Source organism: Martinezella multihospitum, from assembly GCF_900094585.1.
Taxonomy (GTDB): domain Bacteria; phylum Pseudomonadota; class Alphaproteobacteria; order Rhizobiales; family Rhizobiaceae; genus Rhizobium; species Rhizobium multihospitium.
On record NZ_FMAG01000002.1, the window covers coordinates 499,051 to 515,471 of the forward strand.

The window sequence follows — 16,421 nt, forward strand, 5'->3', positions numbered from 1 at the left end:
GCTAAACTATCTCCACTGCTTTGCTGGGAGAGGAGATTGTGCCATGCCCTTGCCGTCTGAAATGCGTTTCGTGGATCTGCCGTCCTTTGGCAGACCTGAGGTCATGACCATTGCCCGAAAGCCTCTTCCGGTGTTGAAACCGGGCGAGATCCTGGTCCGCGTCGAGGCTGCCGGTGTCAACCGGCCGGACGTGGCGCAACGGCAGGGCACCTATCCGCCGCCGAAGGATGCAAGCCCGATCCTGGGCCTCGAAATATCAGGCGAAGTCGTTGACGTCGCGCCCGGCGTGACGGAATTTGCGATCGGCAACAAAGTCTGCGGCCTAGCCAATGGCGGCGGCTATGCCGAATATTGCGTGCTGCCAGCCGGCCAGGCGCTGCGCTTCCCGAACGGTTATGACGCCGTGCGTGCTGCGGCCGTTCCCGAGACCTTCTTCACCGTATGGGCCAATCTCTTCCAGATGGCGGGCCTGACCGAAGGCGAAAGCGTGCTGATCCATGGTGGCTCTAGCGGCATCGGCACGACGGCGATCCAGCTTGCCCACGCTTTCGGCGTGACGGTTTATGCCACGGCCGGGTCGAAGGAAAAATGCGAGGCCTGCGAGAAGCTCGGCGCCAAGCGGGCGATCAATTACAAGGAAGAGGATTTCGCCGAGGTTATCAAGGCCGAGACGGAACATGGCGTCGATATTATCCTCGACATGATCGGCGCTGCCTATCTGGAAAAAAACCTCGCTTCGCTTGCCCGCGACGGCTGCCTTTCGATCATCGCCTTCCTTGGCGGCGCGGTGGCGGAAAAGGCCAACCTGGCGCCGATCATGGTCAAGCGGCTGACCGTGACCGGATCGACCATGCGTCCTCGCACGGCCGAAGAAAAGCGGGCCATCCGCGACGACCTTCTCTCCCAGGTCTGGCCGCTGCTGGACGAGGGCACGGTTGCCCCCGTCATCTATCGGACATTCTCTTTCGACGATGTGGTCGAGGCGCATCGATTGATGGAAACCAGCGATCATATCGGCAAGATCATGCTGAAGCTGGCTTGATCGTCAGCGACAGGGCGACGGCGATGAGGCCGGGTATGGCCATCAGCGCATAGAGCCAGGTGGCGGCAGAGAGGCCGCCGGCAATGCCACCCGGATGGGTCAGGCCCGCTCCATTGACGATGACGCCCGCGAGCGCGGCGCCGAATGCGCCGCCCAGCGACTGCGTCATCGAGATCGCTGCCGAGGCCTTGTCCTGTTCGGTCCTGCGGGCGATACCAATGATCCTGGTCACCAGATGCGCCCAGCCGAGCCCGACGCCGAACCCCATCAGGAACATGGCGATGACGGGAGGTGCGAACCTGGCGACGGTGTCAAAGGGTGTATTCGTTGCCAGGAACGGGATCAGCGATGCGGTCGCGGCGGTCTCCAAAATGCAGCCGCTGATGATGGCCACAACGGCCTGCCTGCCGGAAAACGAGGCGCTGAAGAAGGCCGCTATGGTCCAACCCAGTGCGACGAGCGCAACGAGATAGCCGGAGACCAGGGGCGTGACGCCATGCAGGGTTTGCAGGAAGTAGGGGATATAGATGTCGCTGGTCAGCACCATCATCGCCGTGAACATCGTCAGATAAAGCCGCGAAATCGGATTGCCAAGCATGACGGCACCATAGGGCAGTAGCCGCACGTCGTTCTTGCGCTCGATCACGATCATCGTTGTGACTAAAATGATGGAAATCGCAATCAGCACCGCCTTGGAGGCTCCGTGGTCGACCGTACTGGCGACGCTGACGAACAGCACGGCAGTCAGCAGAAGACCGATCTGGGCGAGGGGCGTTCGTGTGTCAATCCGGTCATCCGCGACATTAGGCAACAGGCGGCGCGCGGAAAGCGCCATGATGACCGTCAGAGGCACGAGGATGACGAAGGCCTCGCGCCATGCACCTCCGGCGGCAAAGAGGCCGCCGAGTGTCGGCCCGAGCACGGTCGCCACACCCCAGATGGCGGCATAGAGAGTGGAAGCCTTGCGCCACAATATCTCCGGATAGACGAAACGGATGAAAGCATAGGCGAGGCCGGAGAGCATGCCGGCCCCATAGCCCTGAATGGCGCGGCCCGCGAGCAATACCGGCATCATCGGCGCCATAGCGCAAGCCAGGCTGCCGATACCGAAGGTGAGCGCCGCCCCGACATACACCGCGCGCAAGCCCATGCCTTTCGGCCGCGTGGCAACGGTAATCGAGCCAAGCACGCCGGCAGCGACGAAAAGCGTCGTCATCCATGAGAACAGCTCGAGGCCGCCGATATCCCGCACGATCGAGGGGGCGATCGTGGCGGTGATGTAAGATTCGACAGCATAAAGCGTCACGCCGCCGCCGAGCATCATCGTCGCGGGCAGAAGTTTTGGTGAGAACAACGTGAAGACGGAGGAGGATGGAGTGGGGGCTGTGTTTTCGATGCTGGACATCGGATGGTCCTCGGTATTTTCCCTAGCGGTTGATTATTTTCCAAGTTATGATTTGGAAAATTACATCCTTGCTGGATTAAAACAAGAGAAAACTTGGAAAAATGCGCCAATCGCCTGCCAACCGAATTCTGATCCTGTTGAAAACCGATGGGCCGCAGCTCGCGGCCGCTATTGGCGATGCGCTCGGCATATCGTCGGAGGCGGCCCGCCAGCAACTGACGAAGATGGCTGAAGAAGGGTTGGTCGAGCCCGTGGCGGAAGCTGCCGCCGGCAGGGGCAGGCCGCGACAGTTCTGGCATCTGACGGCGGCCGGCAATCGCCAGTTTCCCGATGGCCACGCAGATCTGACCGCCACTTTGCTCGCGACCATGGCCAGCCAACTGGGGCAGGGGGCCGTCGATGCGGTCATCTCGGCGCGTGAGACGGAGACGCTTCGACGCTACCGCAGCGAAATCGACCTTACGGCCGATCTGCCGTCGCGCGTCGCGAGCCTTGCTTTAGTCCGCACGCAGGAAGGCTACATGGCCGATCATTGGCAGGATGATGATGGTTCGCTGGTGCTGGTGGAGAACCATTGCCCCATCTGTGCTGCCGCGTCTGTCTGTGCCGGCTTCTGCCGATCGGAGCTGGAAACCTTCCGCATCGTGCTTGGCGCTGACGTCGAACGGGAGGAGCATATCCTGCTCGGCGCCAGGCGCTGCGCCTACAGGATTCGCGACGCAGCCTGAGGGATCGCTTTTTGATGCTGCCTGCCGGTATCGGCGATTGGCAATGCGGGATGCAGCGGCTATCAGTGACCGTCTAGCAAATCAAAGGCTGCGTCTTCTCATGTCCAATCCCGTCTGCGTCGAAGTCACCCGTGGCAATCTGGTCGAGAGCCGCCATCGCGGCTCCGTCGTCGTGGTCGATGGTGATGGCAAGCTGGTCTTTTCGGTCGGCGATATGGAAAGCGGCGTCTTTCCGCGCTCCGCCTGCAAGGCGATGCAGGCGCTGCCATTGGTCGAAAGCGGAGCGGCAGACGCTTATGGTTTCGGCAATAAGGAATTGGCGCTGGCCTGTTCCTCCCACAACGGCGAAGACGAGCATGTTGCGCTCGCCGCCTCGATGCTGGCCCGCGCCGGCCGCGATGTCGGCACGCTCGAATGCGGCGCTCACTGGTCCTCCGATCAGAAGACGCTGATCCATCAGGCCCGCGCCATAGGCAAGCCGACGGCTCTGCACAACAATTGCTCCGGCAAGCATGCCGGCTTTATCTGCGCCTGCTGCCATCAGGACATCGATCCAACCGGTTATGTCGGTTATGACCATCCGCTGCAGCAGCAGATCCGCGACACCATGCAGAGCCTGACCGGCGCTGTTTTGGCGCATGATAATTGCGGCACCGACGGCTGCTCGATCCCGACCTATGCGGTGCCGCTCAAGGGGTTGGCGCATGGCTTTGCAAGAATGGCGACGGGTGTCGGCCTGGAACCGCTGCGCGCCAAAGCGTCGCGCCGGCTGTTCGAGGCCTGCATGGCAGAACCCTTCTATGTTGCCGGCACCGATCGCGCCTGCACCAGGCTGATGCAGATCGCTCCCGGCCGCATCTTTGCCAAGACCGGCGCGGAGGGCGTGTTTTGCGCCGCCATCCCCGAGCAGGGCATTGCCATCGCAATCAAATGTGACGATGGCAACAGCCGCGCGGCGGAAGTCATGGTAGCGACGACCTTGGCCCGCTTCTTCGAGAAGGACAGCACAGTTCATGCCGGCCTGATGGCAATGGCAGACCGGTCCTTCAAGAACTGGAACGGCATCCGCGTCGGCGATATCAGGCCGGCGGCGGCGCTGACGGCATAGGCCAGACCCTTCGGCTCAGCCGCTTGTTTTCCGGGCCGGCACATGCTGCCGGACGACTTTGTATTCCTGCCAAATGAGAACCATGACCACGATGTCGAAGATGGTGAGGATGATCAGCCCGATGCCATGCGTGTCGGTGAAGCGGTAAAGCTGGTAGGCGATGAAAAGGCCCAAGGCCACCAGCGAGGCTGGATAGGCCCACATCTTGCCTCTCAGTAGGCCGATGACCAGCAGCACCTTCACCAGCCCATGGCTCAAGAGGTAATAGGCATAGAAATTCTTCGTGCCGACCGAGAAATCCTGTGCCCAGGTGAGCAGGTGCGTCGCGATGAAATCATGCGGGTCGTTGAGCAGCTCGGGCTGGGTGATCCGGTTTGCCAGGCGAAGAATGGACTCGGTGCTGACAAGCGCCAGCACAAGGCCGCCGAGGCATTCGATCAGGGCATGCGCGCCCTTCAACAGGACGCTGATTTCGAAGAGCTGATGAATGCGGCGTTCGTTCATGGGCGATCACAACCTCTGGGCCATTCAGGTAGGCTTGATCGGCGGCGACGACAAGGCATACCGATCTCCGGCCGTCGGTCAGGCCAGGAAGATTGGCACGTCCATATCTCGATAGGGTGTCAGGCTCTCCTCCGGAATATCGGACGGCACAATCAGGCCGGAAACGCTCGCCATGGGCAGGATCTGGCATGGGGAGGCGGCATCGAGCTTCTCGGCTGTCGCCAGCACATAGGTTTCGGCCGAACACTGCGCGATATGCCGCTTGATGGCCGCCTCCTCGAAATCGCCGGTCGAAAAGCCGCGGGCGGGATGGATGGCGGTGACGCCTAGAAAGAAGATATCGGTCCTTATGGAGGCGATCGCCGCCATGGCGGCAGCACCCGTCACCACCATCGAATGCTTGTAGAGCTTGCCGCCGATCAGGATCACCTCGGCGGCATGATGCTCCAATTCGCCTGCGATCGTCGGGCTATGGGTGACGATGGTGACGGCAAGATTTTTCGGCAGCTGCCGGGCGATCTCGGCATTGGTCGTGCCGCCATCGAGAAACACGGTCTGCCCCGTCTGGATCATGTTGGCTGCATAGGCGCCGAGCCGTCGCTTCGCATCGGATGAGACCGCCTGCCGCGCTGAGAAATCGGGCAGTTCAGGCGAAAGCGGCAACGCGCCGCCATGCACCCGTTTCAGCAGTTTCTCCGTCGCCATTTCCCGCAGATCCCTGCGGATCGTGTCTTCGGACAGGCCTAGTTCGTCGGCCAGAACCTTGGCGATCACCTGGCCGTCTTGGCGCAGTCTGTCGAGGATGAGGGCTTTGCGTTGGCTGGTCAGCATGTCGATCTCTGCACGATATCTCATGAATAATCATGAATTTATCAGAATCGATTCGACATTCAAGAAAATATGCGCATATTCGTGCAAATTCCTGCAGGAAGCAGGTATAAAAAAATGGAGACATGACATGTTGATCCTGATTGCCGGCCCCTATCGCTCCGGCACCGGCGACGATCCGAAGAAGATGGCCGAGAACCTCAAGCGCCTGGAGGAGCCCTCCTACGCGCTCTTCAAGGCCGGACATCTGCCAATGATCGGCGAATGGGTCGCCTTGCCGGTCTGGCACGCCGCCGGCGGCACGAGCGTCGGCGACGATCTCTATGAGGAGATCTTCCATCCGACGGCCGGCCGCCTGCTGCAGCTTTGCGAGGGCGTTTTGAGATTGCCTGGCGATTCCAAGGGTGCCGACAACGATGTCCGCATCGCCCGCGAGCGCGGCATCCCCGTCTGGTACAGGCTGGAAGACGTGCCCGGCTGCGCCTAAGACCACCGCAGCCCATCCTCTTCACGCCAGCCGATGGGGATGGGTATGCCCGCCCGATCGATCAAAACCTTTTGTAGCGCCCATCAGCATCAGCCACTTCCGTATCGGCCGGCTTGCCTTTAGCTTCCTCAAGGAATTCAATCGAGGAACGGAACATGCTGACATTCTATTTTGCGCCTGGAAGCTGCGCGCTCGCTAGTCTCATCGCTCTGGAAGAATCGGGCCTTGTCTATGAGCCCCGGCGTCTCAACCTCGCCAATGGCGATCAGCGCCAGCCGGATTATCTGGCCATCAATCCCAAGGGCCGGGTTCCGGCCCTGGTAACCGACAGGGGTGTCATCACCGAGAATATCGCGATCATGGCCTACATCGCCCAGATCGCGCCCACCGCAAAGCTGGCGCCGCTCGACGATCCCTACGAGTTCGCGCAGATGCAGTCCTTCAACAGCTATATCGCTTCGACCGTTCATGTGAACCATTCGCACAAGGGGCGCGGCTATCGCTGGACCGACGATGCGGCAGCGATCGAGACGATGAAGGCCAAGGTTCCACAGACCATGACCGAAAGCTTCGCCTTGATCGAGGATAAGATGCTGAAGGGGCCTTGGGTAATGGGCGAGCAATATACCGTTGCCGACGGTTATCTCTTCACCATGGAGAAGTGGCTGCCGGGAGACAATGTCGATATCAACCAGTTCCCCAAAGTCAGCGCGCATTATCAGCGCATGCTCGAGCGCCCGGCTGTCCAGAAGGCGCTTGCCATAGAACAGGGCTGATCAATCAGCCGAATCTTGCCAGAAGTTTCTTCGGGGCGCGGTGTCGCCACGCCTCGATCAGACGCAGCTCCAGCTCCTCATCACCGATTGCGGTGACGCGCAAGGGTAGGGAGGGCCAACCGACATAGTGATCCGTCTGGAAATAGATCTCCGGCGCCATTTCCATCAGCTGCTCCTTGCGGTCGATCGGCAGTGACAGCACGATGGTCTCGTTGTTCTTGACGGTTACGAATGCCTTGCCGCCGACCTTGAAGGCCGGCAGGCCATAATGCAGGCCAGGTTCGACCTCAGGCAGCCGGGCTTGCGCCACCAGCCGCTGCAATCGTTCCGCTATGGCGTCCATGCCTAGGTTCGATGTCATGCGCGTTTGAGTGCGATTATATCTCTCTTACGCACATTCTTCCGGTTGAACGGTCCGCTTGTCCATAGGCCGCCCCAGATTTTCCGGCATCAGCGGCAGGTCGGCCAGTTCTTCCAGCGACATGGCCGCAAGCATGGGATGCTGCAACGGGTCACTATCCGGTTCGCGATCCTCTTCCAGCATGTGACTAAAGAAAAGCTTCAAGATCGACATGGCATGCCTCCTTGGATCCTCGCATCGATGCAACCATGAGGGCATCAGCCGGGCGAGCGGCGGCGGTCTTCAATTTCATGGTGTAATAATCGCGCGAATATGCGTTCAATGCAATTGAGAATGCGGGGACGCTGATATAGATATTCTATAATGAGAAACCTCAACAATGTTCATCTGAATGGTTTGCGCGCGCTGGAGGCCGTGGGGCGGCTCGGTTCGCTGCAAGCTGCGGCCGACGAGCTTGGGGTGACGGTCGGCGCCGTCAGCCAGCAGGTCATCAAGGCTGAGGCGCAGCTCGGCCGTCCGTTGTTCGAGCGGACGCCTAAGGGGATGACGGTAACGGCATCGGGGCTGGCGGTGCTGGCAAGGCTGGGCGAGGGATTTCAGGCGCTTTCGGCGGCGATCGCGCTTGCGCAGCACAAGGATGAAAACATCCTCACCATTTCGGTGGCGCCCGTCTTCGCGGCGCGCTGGCTGGTCTATCGGCTCGACCGCTTCGCCGGCCGCCATCCGGATATCCGCCTGCGCATCGATGCCACGACGCGGCTGATCAACCCGGCGACGTCTGATGTCGATATCGGCATTCGGGTCGGCAGCGGGCAATGGCCCGGCGTCAGGTCCGAGCTGTTGCTGGCGCAGGAGGTATTCCCGGTCGTCACACCACAGATTGCCGCCACGCTGCGTGAGCCCGCCGATCTCTTGAGGGTTCCGGCTGTCATCGATGGACACGCAATGTTCAGCTGGGAGGTGTGGCTGCGCAAGGCCGGGCTTTCGGGCCATTGCATGGAAGAGCGGCACATCTTCAACGACGCGTCGCTCTGTCTGGATGCGGCCATAGCGGGGCAAGGGGCGATGCTCGCCTGGCAGACGCTGGCGGCCTATGCCCTCCAGCAGAAATGCCTCGTCGATCCCTTCGGCATTCGCGCCAAAACGGGCTTCGGCCACTACTTCGTCACGGCGGAAGGCGTGCGCGAACCGAAGAAAGTCACCGCCTTCAAGGCCTGGATCCGCGAGGAAATGGAAGAGAGCATGCGCCTCTTCCATTGATCCATATCAGACTGGCTCCTTGCCGCGGGTCGCCTGCATCGCCTTGTAGGCATCGCGCGACTGGCAACGCTCGATCCAGGCCTTCATCCTCGGGCGAGCGTCGAACAATTCCTGTTCGGTCTGGGCGTAGCGCAGCACCTCGGCCAGGTTGAGGTCGGCAGCGGTAAAACGATTGCCGACGAGGTAGTCCTGATTTTGCAGGTGCTTTTCCAGCACGTCGAGCGGCTTCTTCAGCGAGCGGCAGGCAACCGCGATCCCGGCTTTGCCGGCCTCGCTGTTTTCCTGCGCATTGTCATAGATGCGGACGAGCGCGACGCTGTAGGGCTCGACCTCCGTCGCCGCCCACATCGTCCACATCCCGAGCAACCCTTCTTCCTCCACCGTCTTGCCGGCAAGCGGGCCGCCATATTTGCGGGCGAGATAGAGGTTGATGGCAAGTGACTCATGTATGGCAAGATCGCCATCCTTGATGCAGGGGATCATGCCCATCGGATTGACGGCCAGAAACTCCGGCGACATCGTGTTGATCGGCGCATCGGCGGCGAGCGGATTGGCAAGCCGACCGGCCTGGATCACGGGAACCGATTTGAACTCGATGCCGAGCTCCTCGGCCATCCAGTAATTGCGCGAGGCGCGCGAGCGATAGACACCGTAGATCGTCAGCATGTGGGTCTCCCAGATTCGAGTCGGCGCGACCTTATTGGGCAGGTTGGACGAGTAAAAGACCTTGCGGCTGATATCTGCGATGAAAGCTTGTGATGGATGCAGGTGCGGGGGCCACCTCGTCCTTCGAGGCATTTCTCCGCCAGGCTTCGAAATGCACCTCAGGATGAGGTGGAGCTGGCCCCGCGCCTTGCTGTAAAAAGCGGATGTTGCGGCGGCTGGCCGTGCAACATCAGCCCTCACCCTGAGGTGCGGAGGCTAAAAGCCGGAGCCTCGAAGGGCGAGGGCGGGTGGCCGGGCCGAGCAAGCACGAAAATATCCGTCACCCGCCCGAAATTTTGCAAATCATGCGGCCGATGCCCAGCCTTCGTTCGGAAATTAGCGTGGGCGCATGTTAGGGTTCAAACATGGTTTTCATCGGATGCGGTAGGAGGCACCCGGCGAAGACGCTCATGCGTAATCGGTGACTGCGATCTCGGGAGGAGAGCAGATGCTTGCGACCGGCGTTTCGCTAGACGACAAATATACGGCAGAGGACGGCCGCGTTTTCATGACCGGGCTGCAGGCGTTGGTACGTCTGCCCATGACCCAGATGCGGCGCGACCGCGCCGCCGGCCTCAACACGGCAGCCTTCATTTCCGGTTATCGCGGTTCGCCGCTCGGCGGCTACGACCAGCAGCTTTTGAAAGCGCAAACTTACCTCGACGCGCACGACGTCACCTTCCAGCCTGGCATCAACGAGGATCTTGCCGCAACGGCCGTTTGGGGCTCGCAGCAGGTCGGCCTCTCGCCCGGTGCCCGCAAGGACGGCGTGCTCGGCATCTGGTATGGCAAAGGCCCTGGCGTCGATCGGTCCGGCGATGTGCTGAAGCACGGCAATGCCGCCGGCACCTCCAGACATGGTGGCGTCCTCTGTTTTGCAGGCGACGATCACTCCGCCAAATCCTCGACTATTCCGCACCAGACCGATCATGAATTCATGTCGGCGGTCATGCCTGTCATCTACCCCTCGTCCATCCACGAGTTCCTCGAATACGGTCTGCTCGGCATCGCCATGTCGCGCTATTCCGGTTGCTGGGTCGGCATGAAGTTCATCGCTGATACGGTTGAGACGACGGCAGCCGTCGATCTCTCCGGCGAGAAGCGGCAGTTCGTACTGCCGACCGATTTCGAATTGCCGCCCGGCGGCCTCAATCTGCGTTGGCCCGATCCGCCCTTGATGCAGGATGACCGGCTGCAGAATTACAAGGCCTATGCGGCCATCGCCTTTGCTCGTGCGAACCGCGTCGACGAAATTACGCACGATGTCCCCAATGCCCGCTTCGGCATCATCTCGTCCGGCAAGGCCTATGAGGATGTGCTGCAGGCGCTGCGTGAGCTCGAGATCGGTCCGAGGGAAATGGCGGCGATCGGCCTGCGTATTCTGAAGGTGCGTATGCCCTGGCCGCTTGAGCCGGAGGCGGTGCGGCACTTCTCCGAAGGGCTGGACGAGGTACTTGTCGTCGAGGAGCGGCGCGAGATCATCGAAAACCAGATCAAGCAGCAACTGTTCAACTGGCGCTCCGATGTGCGCCCGCGCATCGTCGGCAAGTTCGACGAGCATGACAAACCCTATCTCAGCCTGTCTTCGGCTTTGACCGTCGGTGCCGTTGCCAGGGCAATCGCCGGGCGCATCGTCAAACTCGATCTCGACCAGGGTCTGCATGATCGCATCGCCGCCAAGCTTGCCTATCTTGCCGAGCGTGGCCAGATCAGCAGAAGCCATGTCGCGCCGCTGAACCGCACACCATTCTTCTGCTCCGGCTGTCCGCACAATACGTCCACCCGCGTTCCCGAAGGCAGCCGCGCCGCAGCCGGCATTGGCTGCCACTACATGGTCACCTGGATGGATCGCAACACCGAGACCTTTACCCAGATGGGTGGCGAAGGTGTGCCCTGGACGGCGATCGCCCGCTACACCGACGAAAAGCACATGTTCGTCAATCTCGGCGACGGCACCTATTTTCACTCCGGCATTCTCGCCGTCCGCCAGTCCGTCGCGGCCAAGGTCAATGTCACCTATAAGTTGCTCTACAACGATGCCGTCGCCATGACCGGCGGCCAGCAGATCGACGGCCACTTGACGCCGCAACTGGTGACGAAGCAGTTGCATGATGAGGGCGTCAGGCCGATCTATCTTCTGTCCGACAATCCCGATGCCTATCGTTCCTCTGAGCTGGCGCCCGGCGTCAAGATACTCCATCGCGACCATATTGATCAGGTGATGCTGACGCTGCGCGACACCGCAGGCTGTTCGGCGATCGTCTATGTCCAGACCTGCGCGGCCGAGAAGCGCCGTCGCCGCAGCCGCGGGCTGATGGAAGACCCGGCCAAGCGCGTCTTCATCAACAAGGCAGTCTGTGAAGGCTGCGGCGATTGCTCGGTGCAATCGAATTGCATCTCAGTGGAGCCGCTTGAGACGGAATTCGGCCGTAAGCGCCAGATCAACCAGTCGAGCTGCAACAAGGATTTCTCCTGTGTCAAAGGCTTCTGCCCGTCCTTCGTAACCGTTCATGGCGGCAAGCGCCGGAAGCGGAAGGCTGTGGACCATGCCGGCATCGACGTGCCGATGCCGGAAATCCCCGTCGTATCAGATCGTCCCTGGAACATCGCGATTGCCGGCGTCGGCGGCACCGGCATCCTGACTGTCGGCGCCATTCTCGGCATGGCTGCGCATCTGGACGGTAAGGTGCCGATGATCCTCGATATGGCCGGCCTCGCCCAGAAGGGCGGCGCGGTTATGAGCCATCTGCGCATTGGTCTCAACCAGGCCGACGTCACCTCGTCGCGCATCGTCAATGGCGGCGCGGACCTGCTGTTATCGGCAGACGAGGTGGTCGGCGCCTCCAAGGATGCGATCACGCTCTGCTCGTCGACCCGCACGACGGCCATCGTCAACACAGGCCTGATGCCGGTTGCCGACTTCGTCCGCAACCGCGATTTCGATTTCAAGACCGGCTCGATCCAGCATGCCATCGCCAAGACCGTCAGCGACAAGTCCGTCTTCCTCGATTTCAATCATGTCGCGACCGAGGTCACCGGCGATGCGATCTCGACCAATATCCTGCTGACCGGCTTTGCCTGGCAGCGCGGCCTGCTGCCGCTGTCACTGGAGGCGATCGAAAAGGCGATCGCGCTCAATGGCGTCGCCGTCAAGGCGAGCCTCTCTGCCTTCCATTGGGGCAGGCTTCTCGCGCATGATCCGCAGGCCGTGCATGCCCTGATGGCGGCACCCGATGCCGGCAGCACGCTGGCCGATATGAGCCTCGACGAGCTTGTGAAACATCGCAAGACGCATCTGACCGCCTATCAGGATGCGGCCCTTGCCGATCGCTATGGTGCTTTCGTCGCCCATGCCAATGCCCTGGCAACAAGAGAGCGACTTTCGGACAAGGTGCCTTTTGCCGTCGCCGTCACCTATGCGCGGGTTCTGGCCTACAAGGACGAATACGAGGTCGCCCGGCTTCTTACCGATCCCACTTTTGAAGCGCAGCTGCGTGAGGAGATGGAAGGTGATTTCAAGCTGGCCCTCAACCTTGCCCCGCCCATTCTCGGTGGCAAGGACCCGAACGGCCGGCCGAAGAAGCGTGAGTTCGGCGCCTGGATTTTGCCGCTGCTGCGCGCCCTTGCGCCTATGAAACGGCTGCGGGGCACCGCCCTCGATCCCTTCGGCTATATGGCGGAGCGGCGGATGGAACGCCACCTGATTGCCGAATACGAAGAGATTGCCGGGCGCGTGCTTGCCGGTCTGCGCCACGACAACGAGGGAGAAGCCCTTGCCATTCTCTCGCTGTTTGATGAGATAAGAGGCTTCGGCCCTGTCAAGGAGGAGGCTTGCCGGAAGATCATGACGAGGATCGCGGACAAGCTGAAAGCCTATGAGATGTCGCAGGAGGCGCAGCATGTACCCGCAGACGCGGCATGACGCCTGCGGTAGAAACTTGAAGCAGGCATAACAAGACATACGTTCAAAGAGATTGGACGTTCGGGAAGATCGGGAGGAGAAGCCGGATGTTTTCTGGGGGATTGAATTTCGCGCTGGGCGAGGACATCGATGCACTGCGCGAGCAGGTGCGCCGCTTTGCCAGCAACCGCATTGCACCCTTTGCAGACGAGATTGATCGCAACAACAGTTTCCCGATGCATCTGTGGCGGGAGATGGGCGATCTCGGCGTACTCGGGATCACGGTTGACGAAGCCTATGGCGGGGCAGGGCTCGGCTATCTCGCCCATACGGTTGCCATGGAGGAGATCAGCCGTGCTTCGGCTTCCGTTGGCCTCAGCTATGGCGCCCATTCCAACCTTTGCGTCAACCAGATCCATCGTAACGGCACGGTGGCGCAGAAGGAGCGCTATCTGCCGAAGCTGATTTCGGGCGAGCATGTCGGTGCGCTGGCCATGTCGGAGCCCAGTGCTGGTTCCGATGTCGTCTCCATGAAGCTGCATGCCGAGAAGCGCGGCCATCATTATGTGCTGAACGGCAGCAAGATGTGGATCACCAACGGTCCCGATGCCGATGTCCTCGTCGTCTACGCCAAGACCTCGCCGGATGCCGGCCCGCGCGGGATCACCGCCTTTCTTGTCGAGAAAGGATTTCCCGGCTTTTCGGTCGGTCAGAAGCTCGACAAGCTCGGCATGCGCGGGTCCAATACTTCGGAGCTGATCTTCCTCGATTGCGAAGTGCCGGCGGAAAATGTTCTCGGTTACGTCGATGGCGGTGTGCGCGTGCTGATGTCCGGCCTCGACTACGAGCGTGTGGTGCTCTCGGGCGGCCCCGTCGGCATCATGGCCGCGTGCATGGATGTGGTTCTGCCCTACATGCATGAGCGCAAGCAATTCGGCCAGTCGATCGGCGAATTCCAGCTCATGCAGGGCAAGCTTGCCGACATGTATGTGACGATGAATGCCGCGCGCGCCTATGTCTATGCGGTCGCCGCCGCCTGCGATCGCGGCGAGACGACGCGCAAGGATGCGGCCGGCTGCATTCTCTATTCCGCCGAAAAGGCGACGGCGCTGGCGCTCGAATGCATCCAGGCGCTCGGCGGTAACGGCTACACCAATGATTACCCCGCCGGCCGGTTGCTGCGCGACGCCAAGCTCTATGAGATCGGCGCCGGCACCTCCGAAATCCGGCGTATGCTGATCGGTCGCGAGCTGTTTGGCGAAACTGCCTGACTTGAGAAATTCCATTTCCATCAACCGGTGAAGCGCATGGCCGTCCTGAAATCAGAGATATCGACGCATACGGATCGCTTCCGCGACAACCGCGCCGCCATGCTGGAGGCGATCGGTGTCGCCGAGGCCGCGGCGTCGCAGGCGGCGGAAGGCGGCGGCGCCCAGGCGCGCGAGCGCCATGTCAGCCGCGGCAAGATGCTGCCGCGCGATCGCGTGGCCGGGCTCACCGATCCCGCTACGCCGTTTCTGGAAGTCGGTACAACGGCGGCACACGGTCTCTATAGCGGCGATGCACCAGGCGCCGGCCTGATTGCCGGTATCGGCCGTGTCTCCGGCCGCTATTGCATGATCGTCTGCAACGACGCCACGGTCAAAGGCGGCACCTATTATCCGATCACGGTGAAGAAGCATCTGCGCGCCCAGGAGATCGCGGCGGAAAACAATCTCCCTTGCATCTACCTCGTCGATTCCGGCGGCGCAAACCTGCCGAACCAGGATGAGGTCTTTCCGGACCGCGATCACTTCGGCCGCATCTTTTACAATCAGGCCAATATGTCGGCGGCCGGTATCCCACAGATCGCCGTCGTCATGGGCTCCTGTACGGCGGGCGGCGCCTACGTGCCCGCCATGTCGGACGAAACCATCATCGTCGAGAAGCAGGGGACGATCTTTCTTGCCGGTCCGCCGCTGGTCAAGGCGGCGACGGGCGAGGTGGTTTCGGCCGAGGATCTTGGCGGCGGTGATGTGCATACGCGCCTTTCCGGTGTTGCCGATCACCTGGCGCGCGACGACGCCCATGCGCTTGCGCTCGCCCGGCAGGCGGTCGCTAATCTCAACCGCCGCAAACCCGAAGGTGTCGAGCTCCGCACGCCGGAGGCGCCACTTTACGATCCGGAAGAAATCCTCGGCATCGTTCCCTCCGATCTGCGCACGCCTTATGATGTGCGCGAGGTCATCGCCCGTATGGTGGACGGCTCCCGTCTCGATGAGTTCAAGGCGCGCTACGGCACGACGTTGGTCTGTGGCTTTGCCCATATCCACGGCATTCCCGTGGGGATCATCGCCAACAACGGCGTGCTTTTCTCGGAATCGGCGCTGAAGGGCGCGCATTTCGTCGAGCTTTGCTCGCAGCGCAAGATCCCGCTGGTCTTCCTGCAGAATATCACCGGTTTCATGGTCGGCCGCAAATACGAGACGGAAGGCATCGCCAAGAATGGCGCCAAGCTGGTGACGGCGGTTGCCACGACCAAGGTTCCGAAGATCACCATGCTGATCGGCGGCTCCTTCGGCGCCGGCAACTACGGCATGGCTGGTCGAGCCTATTCGCCGCGTTTCCTGTGGACCTGGCCCAACAGCCGCATTTCGGTCATGGGCGGGGAACAGGCGGCGGGCGTGCTCGCAACCGTGCGCGGAGAGGCACTGGCCCGCGCCGGCAAACCCTGGACGACTGAGGAAGAGGCCGCCTTCAAGGCGCCGACCCTCAAGATGTTCGAAACCCAGAGCCACCCGCTCTATGCCTCGGCCCGTCTGTGGGACGACGGTATCATCGACCCGCGCAAGAGCCGCGATGTGCTGGCTCTTTCGCTTTCAGCAGCACTCAACGCGCCGATCGAAGACACACGCTTCGGTCTGTTCAGGATGTGAGGAGATGGAGATGAAACGCGATGCCATCAATGCCAAGAATGCGCCGCAGCCGCGCGGCGGTTATGCACAGGCCGTAAAGCTCGAAAATTTCGAGCGGCTGCTGTTTGTCAGCGGCCAGATCCCGATGACGTCGGATGATACGCTTCCCGAAGGGTTCAAGGCACAGGCCCGCCAGGCCTGGCTCAATGTCGATGCTCAGTTGAAGGCTGCTGGCATGAGCAAGGACGATATCGTCAAGGTCACCACCTTTCTCGCGGATCGGCACCACACAATGGAGAACCGCGAGATCCGCGCCGAATATCTAGGCTCGCTCACGCCGGCCATGACCGTCGTAATCGCCGGCATTTTCGATACCGCCTGGCTGCTCGAAGTCGAAGTCATTGCCGCGCAATAGGGTCTGC

At 61.3% G+C, this 16,421-nt stretch carries 16 protein-coding genes; 10 read left to right on the forward strand and 6 right to left on the reverse strand.

The window, feature by feature from the left end; translation table 11 throughout:
- Nucleotides 1-43 precede the first annotated feature (43 nt).
- Nucleotides 44-1,042 (forward strand): NAD(P)H-quinone oxidoreductase, encoded by a 999-nt coding sequence (locus tag GA0061103_RS09270; protein ID WP_092709950.1) that lies wholly within the window; start codon nt 44-46, stop codon nt 1,040-1,042.
- Here the strand turns inward: GA0061103_RS09270 and GA0061103_RS09275 are convergent.
- Nucleotides 1,023-2,447: an MFS transporter gene (locus GA0061103_RS09275; protein WP_092709952.1), complete on the reverse strand. Its 1,425-nt coding sequence runs from the start codon at nt 2,445-2,447 to the stop codon at nt 1,023-1,025. The genes GA0061103_RS09270 and GA0061103_RS09275 overlap by 20 nt on opposite strands.
- Nucleotides 2,448-2,548: 101 nt before the next feature.
- Between GA0061103_RS09275 and GA0061103_RS09280 the strand changes: the two genes are divergently transcribed.
- Both GA0061103_RS09280 and GA0061103_RS09285 read left to right on the forward strand, forming a co-directional pair.
- Nucleotides 2,549-3,175 (forward strand): helix-turn-helix transcriptional regulator, encoded by a 627-nt coding sequence (locus GA0061103_RS09280; RefSeq protein ID WP_092709954.1) that lies wholly within the window; start codon nt 2,549-2,551, stop codon nt 3,173-3,175.
- Between the two features lie 100 nt (nt 3,176-3,275).
- Entirely contained in the window at nt 3,276-4,283 is a 1,008-nt protein-coding gene (locus tag GA0061103_RS09285) for an asparaginase (protein WP_092709956.1), read from the forward strand.
- Nucleotides 4,284-4,298: 15 nt separating this feature from the next.
- Here GA0061103_RS09285 and GA0061103_RS09290 read toward each other — a convergent pair whose 3' ends face one another.
- Nucleotides 4,299-4,787 carry a DUF2127 domain-containing protein gene (locus GA0061103_RS09290; RefSeq protein WP_092709959.1) on the reverse strand — a complete coding sequence of 163 codons (489 nt, stop codon included), beginning with the start codon at nt 4,785-4,787 and terminating at the stop codon, nt 4,299-4,301.
- Nucleotides 4,788-4,865: 78 nt separating this feature from the next.
- Nucleotides 4,866-5,618 carry a DeoR/GlpR family DNA-binding transcription regulator gene (locus GA0061103_RS09295; RefSeq protein ID WP_092711214.1) on the reverse strand — a complete coding sequence of 251 codons (753 nt, stop codon included), beginning with the start codon at nt 5,616-5,618 and terminating at the stop codon, nt 4,866-4,868.
- A 127-nt stretch (nt 5,619-5,745) separates the two neighbouring features.
- On the opposite strand from GA0061103_RS09295, the gene GA0061103_RS09300 reads away from it, so the two are divergent.
- Both GA0061103_RS09300 and GA0061103_RS09305 read left to right on the forward strand, forming a co-directional pair.
- On the forward strand, nt 5,746-6,102 hold the full coding sequence (locus GA0061103_RS09300; protein ID WP_092709962.1) for a DUF4406 domain-containing protein: 357 nt from the start codon (nt 5,746-5,748) through the stop codon (nt 6,100-6,102).
- Nucleotides 6,103-6,257: 155 nt separating this feature from the next.
- Nucleotides 6,258-6,878, forward strand: coding sequence for a glutathione S-transferase family protein (locus tag GA0061103_RS09305; RefSeq protein ID WP_092709965.1), 621 nt, complete (start codon nt 6,258-6,260; stop codon nt 6,876-6,878).
- A 4-nt stretch (nt 6,879-6,882) separates the two neighbouring features.
- Here GA0061103_RS09305 and GA0061103_RS09310 read toward each other — a convergent pair whose 3' ends face one another.
- Entirely contained in the window at nt 6,883-7,239 is a 357-nt protein-coding gene (locus GA0061103_RS09310) for an MmcQ/YjbR family DNA-binding protein (protein WP_092709968.1), read from the reverse strand.
- 27 nt (nt 7,240-7,266) lie between these two features.
- Nucleotides 7,267-7,452, reverse strand: coding sequence for a hypothetical protein (locus GA0061103_RS09315; protein ID WP_092709971.1), 186 nt, complete (start codon nt 7,450-7,452; stop codon nt 7,267-7,269).
- A 150-nt stretch (nt 7,453-7,602) separates the two neighbouring features.
- On the opposite strand from GA0061103_RS09315, the gene GA0061103_RS09320 reads away from it, so the two are divergent.
- Entirely contained in the window at nt 7,603-8,499 is an 897-nt protein-coding gene (locus GA0061103_RS09320) for a LysR substrate-binding domain-containing protein (RefSeq protein WP_092709974.1), read from the forward strand.
- 6 nt (nt 8,500-8,505) lie between these two features.
- On the opposite strand, the gene GA0061103_RS09325 is transcribed toward GA0061103_RS09320, so the two are convergent.
- Nucleotides 8,506-9,165 (reverse strand): glutathione S-transferase family protein, encoded by a 660-nt coding sequence (locus GA0061103_RS09325; protein ID WP_092709976.1) that lies wholly within the window; start codon nt 9,163-9,165, stop codon nt 8,506-8,508.
- Nucleotides 9,166-9,652: 487 nt separating this feature from the next.
- Here GA0061103_RS09325 and GA0061103_RS09330 point away from each other — a divergent pair, with 487 nt between their 5' ends.
- The 4 genes from GA0061103_RS09330 (at nt 9,653) to GA0061103_RS09345 (ending at nt 16,414) form a co-directional block, all read left to right on the forward strand.
- Nucleotides 9,653-13,126, forward strand: coding sequence for an indolepyruvate ferredoxin oxidoreductase family protein (locus GA0061103_RS09330; RefSeq protein WP_092709979.1), 3,474 nt, complete (start codon nt 9,653-9,655; stop codon nt 13,124-13,126).
- Between the two features lie 86 nt (nt 13,127-13,212).
- Nucleotides 13,213-14,376 carry an isovaleryl-CoA dehydrogenase gene (locus GA0061103_RS09335; RefSeq protein WP_092709982.1) on the forward strand — a complete coding sequence of 388 codons (1,164 nt, stop codon included), beginning with the start codon at nt 13,213-13,215 and terminating at the stop codon, nt 14,374-14,376.
- 36 nt (nt 14,377-14,412) lie between these two features.
- Complete coding sequence (locus GA0061103_RS09340) at nt 14,413-16,020, forward strand: carboxyl transferase domain-containing protein (RefSeq protein WP_092709985.1); 1,608 nt, start codon at nt 14,413-14,415, stop codon at nt 16,018-16,020.
- 10 nt (nt 16,021-16,030) lie between these two features.
- Entirely contained in the window at nt 16,031-16,414 is a 384-nt protein-coding gene (locus GA0061103_RS09345) for a RidA family protein (protein ID WP_092709987.1), read from the forward strand.
- Nucleotides 16,415-16,421 lie beyond the last annotated feature (7 nt).

Coding starts and splice junctions, on each gene's coding strand:
- GA0061103_RS09270 (WP_092709950.1), top strand. CDS start 44: ATGCCCTTGCCGTCTGAAATGCGTTTCGTGGATCTGCCGTCCTTTGGC.
- GA0061103_RS09275 (WP_092709952.1), bottom strand. CDS start 2,447: ATGTCCAGCATCGAAAACACAGCCCCCACTCCATCCTCCTCCGTCTTC.
- GA0061103_RS09280 (WP_092709954.1), top strand. CDS start 2,549: ATGCGCCAATCGCCTGCCAACCGAATTCTGATCCTGTTGAAAACCGAT.
- GA0061103_RS09285 (WP_092709956.1), top strand. CDS start 3,276: ATGTCCAATCCCGTCTGCGTCGAAGTCACCCGTGGCAATCTGGTCGAG.
- GA0061103_RS09290 (WP_092709959.1), bottom strand. CDS start 4,787: ATGAACGAACGCCGCATTCATCAGCTCTTCGAAATCAGCGTCCTGTTG.
- GA0061103_RS09295 (WP_092711214.1), bottom strand. CDS start 5,618: ATGCTGACCAGCCAACGCAAAGCCCTCATCCTCGACAGACTGCGCCAA.
- GA0061103_RS09300 (WP_092709962.1), top strand. CDS start 5,746: ATGTTGATCCTGATTGCCGGCCCCTATCGCTCCGGCACCGGCGACGAT.
- GA0061103_RS09305 (WP_092709965.1), top strand. CDS start 6,258: ATGCTGACATTCTATTTTGCGCCTGGAAGCTGCGCGCTCGCTAGTCTC.
- GA0061103_RS09310 (WP_092709968.1), bottom strand. CDS start 7,239: ATGACATCGAACCTAGGCATGGACGCCATAGCGGAACGATTGCAGCGG.
- GA0061103_RS09315 (WP_092709971.1), bottom strand. CDS start 7,452: ATGTCGATCTTGAAGCTTTTCTTTAGTCACATGCTGGAAGAGGATCGC.
- GA0061103_RS09320 (WP_092709974.1), top strand. CDS start 7,603: ATGAGAAACCTCAACAATGTTCATCTGAATGGTTTGCGCGCGCTGGAG.
- GA0061103_RS09325 (WP_092709976.1), bottom strand. CDS start 9,165: ATGCTGACGATCTACGGTGTCTATCGCTCGCGCGCCTCGCGCAATTAC.
- GA0061103_RS09330 (WP_092709979.1), top strand. CDS start 9,653: ATGCTTGCGACCGGCGTTTCGCTAGACGACAAATATACGGCAGAGGAC.
- GA0061103_RS09335 (WP_092709982.1), top strand. CDS start 13,213: ATGTTTTCTGGGGGATTGAATTTCGCGCTGGGCGAGGACATCGATGCA.
- GA0061103_RS09340 (WP_092709985.1), top strand. CDS start 14,413: ATGGCCGTCCTGAAATCAGAGATATCGACGCATACGGATCGCTTCCGC.
- GA0061103_RS09345 (WP_092709987.1), top strand. CDS start 16,031: ATGAAACGCGATGCCATCAATGCCAAGAATGCGCCGCAGCCGCGCGGC.